Raw genomic sequence first — 11641 nt, forward strand, 5'->3', positions numbered from 1 at the left:
CTGCGCGGAACGCGGCAGGGTCGCTTCTCGACCTGCCGCAGACTGCCCGATCCCCCCCGACATCAAAGCCCGGCCCGCGGCCGACCTGGGCGCCTGCCCACCGAACAGTGCCCCAGCCCGGGACACGCCCACCCCCCAACTGGCCCAGGCTGCCCCAACCCACTGCCCCGACTGTGCCGCCCACGCCTCACCACACAGAGGGAACCGCCACCCCCTCGGTACGCACGGCAGTCGCCGACCCCCGCCGAGCCCAGTGCCCCCCGTAGGCCCACCTCCAGGCAAACTCGGTGCACCCCGCACCCACCACCGCCACCATGGCCGTATGACGGCCCCTTCCCACACCGACCGAGCCCGTTCCTTCGACGCGGCCGCGGCCCAGTACGCCGCGAACCGCCCCTCCTACCCGCCCGCCCTCTTCGACGCGATCGAGGAACTGGCCGACCGCCCCCTCACCGGCGCGCGCGTCGTCGACGTGGGCGCGGGCACCGGCATCGCCACCGCCCTCCTCCGCGCGCGCGGCGCCGACGTCCTGGCCGTGGAACCCGGCGACGGCATGGCAGCCCAGTTCCGCGACACCAACCCCGACATACCGATCGTGCGCGGCAACGGCAATGCCCTCCCCGTCGCCACCGCCTCCGCCGACTTCGTCACCTACGCCCAGGCCTGGCACTGGACCGACCCCGCCCACTCGGCCCCGGAGGCCCTCCGTGTGCTGCGCCCGGGCGGCACGCTGGCACTGTGGTGGAACACCACGCCCATGGACATCCCGTGGCACAGGGCGCAGGCGGGCCGTATAGAGCGCCGCTTCGGAGCCCACCCCGCCGTCGAGCAGAACGGCAGCGGCGCCCGAGCCGCCCTGACCGACCCCACCGGCAGCCTCGCCTTCACCACCCGCAGGGTCCGCTGGAGCCGCCGCGTCCCCGTCGACACACACCTGGCGAACATCGGCAGCCACTCGATCTTCCTGGTCCACGGCACAGAGGCGAGCACCGCCTTCCTCACCGAGGAGAAGCAACTCCTCCTCACCGCCTTCCCGGACGGAATCATCGAAGAGACCTACGACGTCGACCTCCTCGTAGCCACCACCCCCTGACATCCCACGCCCTCCCACGACGGCCCACCGCCAACGCCCCCTCACGCCCGCCCTCCCCATACGGCCCCGGACACCTGGCACAGAGCCGAGCCGAGGAAGGCGGGCGTAGTCGGCCCGAGCACCCGGGGTACCCGAGCCGCCGCCCAGCCCCTCGCTCGCGGGTACCGCCCACGCCGTCGACGCGCCTCACGCCTGCCCTCCTCGACGCTTGACGCCGCAGTCCCGTCGGAGCATTATTCATCGTATGATGAATTACCCGTCCGCCCGATCCGACCCTCCCGACGACCCCGCTGTCCGAGCCGAGACCCTGAACGTCGTCCGCGGCACCCGCCAAGTACTGCACGACCTCGACTTCAGCGTCCCGCGCGGCCAGATCACCGGCCTGCTGGGCCCGTCCGGCTGCGGCAAGAGCACCCTGATGCGGGCCATCGTCGGCACCCAGGCCAAGGTCACCGGCACCCTCGACGTCCTAGGCCGCCCCGCCGGCCACCCCACCCTGCGCACCCGCATCGGCTACGTCACCCAAGCTCCCTCCGTCTACGACGACCTGACCATCCGCCAGAACCTCGCCTACTTCGCCGCGATCCTCGACCCGGGCCACGCGGCCGCCGACCGGCGACACGAGAACGTCGCCCGCGCCATCGCCGACGTCGACCTCACCAGCCACGCCGACGCCCTGGCCGGCAACCTCTCCGGCGGCCAACGCAGCCGCGTCTCCCTCGCGGTCGCCCTGCTCGGCACCCCCGAACTCCTCGTCCTGGACGAACCGACGGTCGGCCTGGACCCGGTCCTGCGCCGTGACCTGTGGAACCTCTTCCACGACATCGCCGCCTCCCGCGGCGCCACCCTCCTCATCTCCTCCCACGTCATGGACGAGGCCGAGCGCTGCCACCGCCTCCTCCTCATGCGCGAGGGCCAGGTTCTCGCCGACGACACCCCGGACGCCCTCCGCACCCGTACGCACTCCGAGACGGTCGAAGCGGCCTTCCTGCACCTGGTCGACGAGGCGACCGCGGCCGCCCGCGCGAAGGAGACCACGCGATGACCACGACGACGAGCCCGACCACGACGCTCCGGCCCGCCCCCACCGGCGCCCTGAACCTGGCCCGCACAACCGCCACTGCCGCCCGGGTCCTGCGCCAGCTTCGCCACGACCCGCGCACGATCGCCCTGATGCTCCTCGTCCCCTGCGTGATGCTGTTCCTGCTGCGCTACGTCTTCGACGGCAGCCCGCGCACCTTCGACAACATCGGCGCCTCCCTCCTCGGGATCTTCCCGCTGATCACGATGTTCCTGGTCACCTCCATCGCCACCCTGCGCGAACGCACCTCGGGCACCCTCGAACGCCTCCTCGCCATGCCCCTAGGCAAGGGCGACCTGATCGCCGGCTACGCCCTCGCCTTCGGCACCCTCGCGATCATCCAGTCCGCCCTGGCGACAGGACTCGCCCTCTGGTTCCTCGGCCTGGACGTCACCGGAAGCCCGTGGCTGCTCCTGCTCGTGGCCCTGCTCGACGCGCTGCTCGGCACCGCGCTCGGACTCTTCGTCTCGGCCTTCGCGGCCTCCGAATTCCAGGCCGTCCAGTTCATGCCGGCCGTGATCTTCCCCCAGCTCCTCCTCTGCGGACTCTTCACTCCCCGCGACAACATGCACCCCGCCCTCGAGGCCATCTCCAACGTCCTCCCCATGTCCTACGCCGTCGACGGCATGAACGAGGTCCTCAAGCACACCGACATGACCGCCAACTTCGTACGCGACGTACTGATCGTGGCGGGCTGTGCCCTGCTGGTCCTGGGCCTGGGCGCGGCGACTCTGCGCCGCAGGACGGCGTGACCACCGCAGCACCCCACCCATCCCGCCCACCGGACACACCACGTCGAGAGCCGCCCTCGGTGCGAGGATGAACCCGGACGACGCAACCCCCGGAGGGCACCCCAGCCATGACCCAGAAAGTCGCAGTCCTCGGCACCGGCAAGATCGGCGAAGCCCTGCTCAGCGGAATGATCCGCGGAGGCTGGGCTCCGGCCGACCTCCTGGTGACGGCCCGCCGCGCGGAACGAGCCGAAGAACTCCGCACCCGCTACGGAGTCACCCCGGTCACCAACGCGGAAGCCGCCAAGACCGCCGACACCCTGATCCTCACGGTCAAGCCGCAGGACATGGGCACCCTCCTCGACGAACTCGCCCCGCACGTCCCCGCCGACCGCCTGGTCATCAGCGGAGCCGCAGGCATCCCCACCTCCTTCTTCGAGTCCCGCCTCGCCGCCGGCACCCCGGTCGTCCGAGTCATGACGAACACGCCCGCCCTCGTCGACGAGGCCATGTCCGTCATCTCCGCCGGCAGCCACGCCAGCGAAGCCGACCTCGCCCACGCCGAGGAGATCTTCGGCGCCGTAGGCAAGACGCTCCGCGTCCCCGAGGGCCAGCAGGACGCCTGCACCGCCCTGTCCGGCTCCGGCCCGGCGTACTTCTTCTACCTGGTCGAAGCCATGACCGACGCCGGCATCCTCCTCGGCCTGCCCCGCGACAAGGCCCACGACCTGATCGTCCAGTCCGCGATCGGCGCCGCGACGATGCTCCGCGACAGCGGCGAACACCCCGTCAAGCTCCGCGAGAACGTGACGTCCCCCGCCGGCACCACCATCAACGCCATCCGCGAACTCGAGAACCACGGCGTACGAGCCGCCCTCATCGCCGCCCTCGAAGCCGCCCGCGACCGCAGCCGCGAACTCGCCTCCGGCAACAACGCCTGACGTCCCGGCCGCCCCCTGCCTCAGGGGGCGGCCCAGCGCACCCCTAAGCAGTCACCGCGATATCCGCAGCCGCAGCCGCCGGCAGCAACCCGATCGCCCGATACGCGGCATCCACGGTCGGCCGGGCCATCGCCCGAGCTCGCTCCGCACCATCCCGCAGCACCCCCTCCACATAGCCAGGATCCGCGCACAGCTCCCTGTGCCTCTCCTGTACGGGCCTGAGGACCTCGACCACGGCCTCCGCGGTGGCTGACTTCAAAGCGCCGTACGACTCATATACACCGCTCAGCTCCGATGGGTTCCCACCCGCGCAGGCAGCCAGAATCTCCAGCAGATTTGCCACCCCCGGCTGCGCGGCCCGGTCGTACACGACCTCCCGCCCACTGTCGGTCACGGCCCGCATGACCTTCTTGCGCACCACATCCGGCTCATCGAGCAGATAGACGATCCCCGGCCCGGCGTCGTCGCTCTTGCCCATCTTCGACGCCGGATCCTGCAGATTCATCACCCGAGCCGCCACCTGCGGATGCGTGGCCCGAGGGACCACGAACGTATGGCCGTACCGCTGGTTGAACCGCACCGCGAGATCCCGCGTGAGCTCCACATGCTGCGTCTGGTCGTCCCCGACCGGCACCTCGTCGGCCCCGTACGCCAGGATGTCCGCCGCCATCAGTACGGGATACGTCAGCAACGACAGCCGCACACTCCCGCCCCGCTCCCGCTCGCGCACGGCCTTCTCCTTGTACTGGACCATCCGCCGCATCTCGCCGTCGGTGGCCACGCACTCCAGCACATACGACAGCCGCGCGTGCTCATCCACGTGACTCTGTACGAACACGGTGCACAGCTCCGGATCCAGCCCCGCCGCCAGCAGCAACGTCGCCGCCTGCCGACTCAGCCTGCGCACCCGCGCCGGATCGTGGTCCACGGTCAGCGCATGCAGATCGACGATGCAGAACAGCGCTTCGGCCTCGTGCTGATCCACGGCAGCCCACCGTCGCATGGCTCCCAGGTAGTTCCCCAGCGTCAGATGCCCCGTCGGCTTGACCCCACTGAAGACCCGAGTCATCTCTTCTCCATCTCCTGGTCGAGGCCGCCGTCCCGGTCGGCCGACCCTCTGGAGCTCTGGAGGGAGATACGAGAACGGCCGCCGAGGCGGCGGCCGTTGAGTGCATACGTGACTACGGCCGCCGTCAGGCGGCCCACCACAGCTGGGTGCACGTACGCGTCGTCATGCGTCTCAGGCTACGCCCCTGGGGTGTCACTTGGAGCGAAGTTGACACGCCCCGAGCCGATCCGTACTGTTCTCCGAGTTGTCCGACGTGAGCGCCGACTCCGGTCGGTCCCCGGACAGCCATTCCGCAAGTACCAACCAACATTCGACGACAGTCGATCTGTCTGCCGTCGTGTCATTGGCATGCGTATTTACGTAATGAGGAATCCGCGTTCGAAAGAGCGCAGCCCCCGATTAGCTCGGGGGGCAGGAATCCGCTAAAGTCTCACTCGTCGGAACGGCCCAACAGCCGCGAAGACAAGCCCGCTGACTGGGAGTCAGGCCCGAAAGGATCTGATAGAGTCGGAACCGCCGGAAAGGGAAACGCGAGAGCGGGAACCTGGAAAGCACCGAGGAAATCGGATCGGAAAAAGATCTGATAGAGTCGGAAACGCAAGAACGAAGGGAAGCGCCCGGAGGAAAGCCCGAGAGGGTGAGTACAAAGGAAGCGTCCGTTCCTTGAGAACTCAACAGCGTGCCAAAAATCAACGCCAGATATGTTGATACCCCGTCTCCGGCCATCAGGCTGGGACGAGGTTCCTTTGAAAAAACACAGCGAGGACGCTGTGAACGGCCGGGCTTATTCCGCCTGGCTGTTCCGCTCTCGTGGTGTCGTCCCGATTACGGGAAAACATTCACGGAGAGTTTGATCCTGGCTCAGGACGAACGCTGGCGGCGTGCTTAACACATGCAAGTCGAACGATGAACCACTTCGGTGGGGATTAGTGGCGAACGGGTGAGTAACACGTGGGCAATCTGCCCTGCACTCTGGGACAAGCCCTGGAAACGGGGTCTAATACCGGATATCACTTCCACTCGCATGGGTGGTGGTTGAAAGCTCCGGCGGTGCAGGATGAGCCCGCGGCCTATCAGCTTGTTGGTGAGGTAATGGCTCACCAAGGCGACGACGGGTAGCCGGCCTGAGAGGGCGACCGGCCACACTGGGACTGAGACACGGCCCAGACTCCTACGGGAGGCAGCAGTGGGGAATATTGCACAATGGGCGAAAGCCTGATGCAGCGACGCCGCGTGAGGGATGACGGCCTTCGGGTTGTAAACCTCTTTCAGCAGGGAAGAAGCGAAAGTGACGGTACCTGCAGAAGAAGCGCCGGCTAACTACGTGCCAGCAGCCGCGGTAATACGTAGGGCGCAAGCGTTGTCCGGAATTATTGGGCGTAAAGAGCTCGTAGGCGGCTTGTCACGTCGGGTGTGAAAGCCCGGGGCTTAACCCCGGGTCTGCATTCGATACGGGCTAGCTAGAGTGTGGTAGGGGAGATCGGAATTCCTGGTGTAGCGGTGAAATGCGCAGATATCAGGAGGAACACCGGTGGCGAAGGCGGATCTCTGGGCCATTACTGACGCTGAGGAGCGAAAGCGTGGGGAGCGAACAGGATTAGATACCCTGGTAGTCCACGCCGTAAACGGTGGGAACTAGGTGTTGGCGACATTCCACGTCGTCGGTGCCGCAGCTAACGCATTAAGTTCCCCGCCTGGGGAGTACGGCCGCAAGGCTAAAACTCAAAGGAATTGACGGGGGCCCGCACAAGCAGCGGAGCATGTGGCTTAATTCGACGCAACGCGAAGAACCTTACCAAGGCTTGACATACACCGGAAACGGCCAGAGATGGTCGCCCCCTTGTGGTCGGTGTACAGGTGGTGCATGGCTGTCGTCAGCTCGTGTCGTGAGATGTTGGGTTAAGTCCCGCAACGAGCGCAACCCTTGTCCTGTGTTGCCAGCATGCCCTTCGGGGTGATGGGGACTCACAGGAGACCGCCGGGGTCAACTCGGAGGAAGGTGGGGACGACGTCAAGTCATCATGCCCCTTATGTCTTGGGCTGCACACGTGCTACAATGGCAGGTACAATGAGCTGCGATACCGTGAGGTGGAGCGAATCTCAAAAAGCCTGTCTCAGTTCGGATTGGGGTCTGCAACTCGACCCCATGAAGTCGGAGTTGCTAGTAATCGCAGATCAGCATTGCTGCGGTGAATACGTTCCCGGGCCTTGTACACACCGCCCGTCACGTCACGAAAGTCGGTAACACCCGAAGCCGGTGGCCCAACCCCCTTGTGGGGAGGGAGCTGTCGAAGGTGGGACTGGCGATTGGGACGAAGTCGTAACAAGGTAGCCGTACCGGAAGGTGCGGCTGGATCACCTCCTTTCTAAGGAGCACTTCTTACCGATCCCTTCGGGGTGAGGTCAGAGGCCAGTACATCAGCGAATGTCTGATGCTGGTTGCTCATGGGTGGAACGTTGATTATTCGGCACCGTCAGTCATCTCGGGCTGTTAGTACTGCTCTTCGGAGCGTGGAACGCTGATCACGAGTGGCGAGGGTGTCGGGCACGCTGTTGGGTATCTGAGGGAATGAACCCCCTCGTGATGCCGACCCCAGTGAACTTGCCTCAAGGGGCAGGGTGATGGGTGGTTGGTCGTTGTTTGAGAACTGCACAGTGGACGCGAGCATCTGTGGCCAAGTTTTTAAGGGCGCACGGTGGATGCCTTGGCACCAGGAACCGATGAAGGACGTGGGAGGCCACGATAGTCCCCGGGGAGTCGTCAACCAGGCTTTGATCCGGGGGTTTCCGAATGGGGAAACCCGGCAGTCGTCATGGGCTGTCACCCATACCTGAACACATAGGGTATGTGGAGGGAACGCGGGGAAGTGAAACATCTCAGTACCCGCAGGAAGAGAAAACAACCGTGATTCCGGGAGTAGTGGCGAGCGAAACTGGATGAGGCTAAACCGTATACGTGTGAGACCCGGCAGGGGTTGCGTATGCGGGGTTGTGGGATCTCTCTTTCACGGTCTGCCGGCCGTGAGACGAGTCAGAAACCGTTGATGTAGGCGAAGGACATGCGAAAGGTCCGGCGTAGAGGGTAAGACCCCCGTAGTCGAAACGTCAGCGGCTCGTTTGAGAGACACCCAAGTAGCACGGGGCCCGAGAAATCCCGTGTGAATCTGGCGGGACCACCCGCTAAGCCTAAATATTCCCTGGTGACCGATAGCGGATAGTACCGTGAGGGAATGGTGAAAAGTACCCCGGGAGGGGAGTGAAATAGTACCTGAAACCGTGTGCCTACAAGCCGTGGGAGCGTCGGAATGTGCTTGCACATTCTCGTGACTGCGTGCCTTTTGAAGAATGAGCCTGCGAGTTTGCGGTGTGTTGCGAGGTTAACCCGTGTGGGGAAGCCGTAGCGAAAGCGAGTCCGAATAGGGCGGTATAGTAGCGCGCTCAAGACCCGAAGCGGAGTGATCTAGCCATGGGCAGGTTGAAGCGGAGGTAAGACTTCGTGGAGGACCGAACCCACCAGGGTTGAAAACCTGGGGGATGACCTGTGGTTAGGGGTGAAAGGCCAATCAAACTCCGTGATAGCTGGTTCTCCCCGAAATGCATTTAGGTGCAGCGTCGTGTGTTTCTTGCCGGAGGTAGAGCACTGGATAGGCGATGGGCCCTACCGGGTTACTGACCTTAGCCAAACTCCGAATGCCGGTAAGTGAGAGCGCGGCAGTGAGACTGTGGGGGATAAGCTCCATGGTCGAGAGGGAAACAGCCCAGAGCATCGACTAAGGCCCCTAAGCGTACGCTAAGTGGGAAAGGATGTGGAGTCGCAGAGACAACCAGGAGGTTGGCTTAGAAGCAGCCACCCTTGAAAGAGTGCGTAATAGCTCACTGGTCTAGTGATTCCGCGCCGACAATGTAGCGGGGCTCAAGCGTACCGCCGAAGTCGTGTCATTGCGATATGTACCCCCAACGGGGATCGTGATGGGTAGGGGAGCGTCGTGTGCCGGGTGAAGCAGCACCGGAAGGTAGTTGTGGACGGTTCACGAGTGAGAATGCAGGCATGAGTAGCGATTCACACGTGAGAAACGTGTGCGCCGATTGACTAAGGGTTCCTGGGTCAAGCTGATCTGCCCAGGGTAAGTCGGGACCTAAGGCGAGGCCGACAGGCGTAGTCGATGGATAACCGGTTGATATTCCGGTACCCGCTGTGAAGCGTCAAACATCGAACCGGGCGATGCTAAGTCCGTGAAGCCGCCCCGGAGCCTTCGGGCAAAGGGGAGTGGTGGAGCCGACGAACCAGACCTGTAGTAGGTGAGTGATGGGGTGACGCAGGAAGGTAGTCCATCCCGGGCGGTGGTTGTCCCGGGGTAAGGGTGTAGGCCGAGTGGTAGGTAAATCCGCTGCTCATCAAGGCTGAGACCTGATGCCGAGCCGATTGTGGTGAAGTGGATGATCCTATGCTGTCGAGAAAAGCCTCTAGCGAGTTTCATGGCGGCCCGTACCCTAAACCGACTCAGGTGGTCAGGTAGAGAATACCGAGGCGTTCGGGTGAACTATGGTTAAGGAACTCGGCAAAATGCCCCCGTAACTTCGGGAGAAGGGGGGCCACGCTTGGTGAGAGGACTTGCTCCTCGAGCTGGGGGTGGCCGCAGAGACCAGCGAGAAGCGACTGTTTACTAAAAACACAGGTCCGTGCGAAGCCGTAAGGCGATGTATACGGACTGACGCCTGCCCGGTGCTGGAACGTTAAGGGGACCGGTTAGTGCGCTTTCGGGCGTGCGAAGCTGAGAACTTAAGCGCCAGTAAACGGCGGTGGTAACTATAACCATCCTAAGGTAGCGAAATTCCTTGTCGGGTAAGTTCCGACCTGCACGAATGGCGTAACGACTTCTCGACTGTCTCAACCATAGGCCCGGTGAAATTGCACTACGAGTAAAGATGCTCGTTTCGCGCAGCAGGACGGAAAGACCCCGGGACCTTTACTACAGTTTGATATTGGTGTTCGGTTCGGCTTGTGTAGGATAGGTGGGAGACTTTGAAGCGGGCACGCCAGTGTTCGTGGAGTCGTCGTTGAAATACCACTCTGGTCGTGCTGGATGTCTAACCTGGGTCCGTGATCCGGATCAGGGACAGTGTCTGATGGGTAGTTTAACTGGGGCGGTTGCCTCCTAAAGAGTAACGGAGGCGCCCAAAGGTTCCCTCAGCCTGGTTGGCAATCAGGTGTTGAGTGTAAGTGCACAAGGGAGCTTGACTGTGAGACCGACGGGTCGAGCAGGGACGAAAGTCGGGACTAGTGATCCGGCGGTGGCTTGTGGAAGCGCCGTCGCTCAACGGATAAAAGGTACCCCGGGGATAACAGGCTGATCTTCCCCAAGAGTCCATATCGACGGGATGGTTTGGCACCTCGATGTCGGCTCGTCGCATCCTGGGGCTGGAGTCGGTCCCAAGGGTTGGGCTGTTCGCCCATTAAAGCGGTACGCGAGCTGGGTTTAGAACGTCGTGAGACAGTTCGGTCCCTATCCGCTGTGCGCGTAGGAGTCTTGAGAAGGGCTGTCCCTAGTACGAGAGGACCGGGACGGACGAACCTCTGGTGTGCCAGTTGTTCTGCCAAGGGCATGGCTGGTTGGCTACGTTCGGGAGGGATAACCGCTGAAAGCATCTAAGCGGGAAGCCTGCTTCGAGATGAGGACTCCCACCCACTTGATGGGGTAAGGCTCCCAGTAGACGACTGGGTTGATAGGCCGGATCTGGAAGCACGGTAACGTGTGGAGGTGACCGGTACTAATAGGCCGAGGGCTTGTCCTCAGTTGCTCGCGTCCACTGTGTTGGTTCTGAAACCACGAACAGCCCCATGCCAGGTCACGGTGTGGTGCGGCTGGATAGTTTCATAGTGTTTCGGTGGTTATAGCGTGAGGGAAACGCCCGGTTACATTCCGAACCCGGAAGCTAAGCCTTACAGCGCCGATGGTACTGCAGGGGGGACCCTGTGGGAGAGTAGGACGCCGCCGAACAAATTTTGAGAAAGCCCCCGGCCGGGGATACCGGCACGGGGGCTTTCTGCATTTTGGGGTCGATTAGGGTCTGGGTATGCGCTATGACCTCGTCATCTTCGACAACGACGGTGTGCTCGTCGACAGCGAGCCCATCTCCAACAGGCTCCTCGCCGGCTATCTCACCGAGCTCGGGCATCCGACCTCGTACGAGGAGTCCCTGCGCGACTACATGGGCGCCGCCATGCACCGCGTACACGATCTGGTGGAGGAGCGGACCGGGCGGAGGTTGCCGGAGGACTTCGATGACGTCTTTCATGGGCGGGTTTTCGCGGCCTTCGAGCGGGAGTTGGAGCCAGTGGCCGGGGCCGTCGAGGCGCTGGAGAAGTTGGCTGCTGACGGGGTGCCGTACTGTGTCGCGTCTTCCGGGAGTCATGAGCGGATTCGGGTAGGGCATCGGAAGACCGGGCTGGAGCGGTGGTTCGATGACCGGCGGATTTTCAGTTCGCAGGATGTGGGGCGGGGGAAGCCGGCGCCGGATCTGTTTCTGTATGCCGCCGAGCGGATGGGGGTCGCGCCGGACCGGTGTGTGGTGATCGAGGACAGTCCGTTGGGGGTGCAGGCGGCTGTCTCGGCCGGGATGGATGTGTACGGGTTCACCGCGATGACGTCGGCCGAGAGGCTGGTGGCGGCCACTCAACTCTTCTCTGACATGGGGGAGTTGGCTGACCTGCTGGTCTGACATTGG

General features: G+C 63.8%; 6 protein-coding genes and 3 rRNA genes. 8 read left to right on the top strand and 1 reads right to left on the bottom strand.

Translation table 11 applies throughout. The annotated features are described in order from the left end of the window. Positions 1 to 322: 322 nt before the first annotated feature. The 4 genes from PBV52_RS27710 to proC all read left to right on the top strand — a co-directional run bounded on the left by PBV52_RS27710 (position 323) and on the right by proC (position 3846). Positions 323 to 1093: a class I SAM-dependent methyltransferase gene (locus tag PBV52_RS27710; RefSeq protein WP_274241811.1), complete on the top strand. Its 771-nt coding sequence runs from the start codon at positions 323 to 325 to the stop codon at positions 1091 to 1093. A 244-nt stretch (positions 1094 to 1337) separates the two neighbouring features. Next, complete coding sequence (locus PBV52_RS27715; protein WP_274241813.1) at positions 1338 to 2138, top strand: ABC transporter ATP-binding protein; 801 nt, start codon at positions 1338 to 1340, stop codon at positions 2136 to 2138. Further along, positions 2135 to 2926, top strand: a complete 792-nt coding sequence (locus PBV52_RS27720) for an ABC transporter permease (RefSeq protein ID WP_274241814.1) — start codon at positions 2135 to 2137, stop codon at positions 2924 to 2926. The genes PBV52_RS27715 and PBV52_RS27720 overlap by 4 nt, the downstream gene beginning before the upstream one ends. A 107-nt stretch (positions 2927 to 3033) precedes the next feature. After that, positions 3034 to 3846 carry a pyrroline-5-carboxylate reductase gene (proC, locus tag PBV52_RS27725; RefSeq protein WP_274241815.1) on the top strand — a complete coding sequence of 271 codons (813 nt, stop codon included), beginning with the start codon at positions 3034 to 3036 and terminating at the stop codon, positions 3844 to 3846. A 43-nt stretch (positions 3847 to 3889) separates the two neighbouring features. Here the strand turns inward: proC and trpS are convergent, their stop codons facing one another. Next, entirely contained in the window at positions 3890 to 4915 is a 1026-nt protein-coding gene (trpS, locus tag PBV52_RS27730) for a tryptophan--tRNA ligase (protein ID WP_274241816.1), read from the bottom strand. Positions 4916 to 5753: 838 nt separating this feature from the next. Here trpS and PBV52_RS27735 point away from each other — a divergent pair. The 4 genes from PBV52_RS27735 to PBV52_RS27750 all read left to right on the top strand — a co-directional run bounded on the left by PBV52_RS27735 (position 5754) and on the right by PBV52_RS27750 (position 11635). Further along, positions 5754 to 7281: ribosomal RNA gene (locus PBV52_RS27735) — 16S ribosomal RNA — on the top strand. 307 nt (positions 7282 to 7588) lie between these two features. Beyond that, positions 7589 to 10708, top strand: a 23S ribosomal RNA gene (locus tag PBV52_RS27740). An 89-nt stretch (positions 10709 to 10797) separates the two neighbouring features. Continuing rightward, positions 10798 to 10914: ribosomal RNA gene (gene rrf, locus PBV52_RS27745) — 5S ribosomal RNA — on the top strand. Together the 16S, 23S and 5S rRNA genes form the textbook arrangement of a ribosomal RNA operon. A gap of 76 nt (positions 10915 to 10990) precedes the next feature. Further along, positions 10991 to 11635 carry an HAD family phosphatase gene (locus PBV52_RS27750; protein ID WP_274241817.1) on the top strand — a complete coding sequence of 215 codons (645 nt, stop codon included), beginning with the start codon at positions 10991 to 10993 and terminating at the stop codon, positions 11633 to 11635. Positions 11636 to 11641: the final 6 nt, after the last annotated feature.

It is taken from the genome of Streptomyces sp. T12 (assembly GCF_028736035.1).
Taxonomy (GTDB): Bacteria; Actinomycetota; Actinomycetes; order Streptomycetales; family Streptomycetaceae; genus Streptomyces.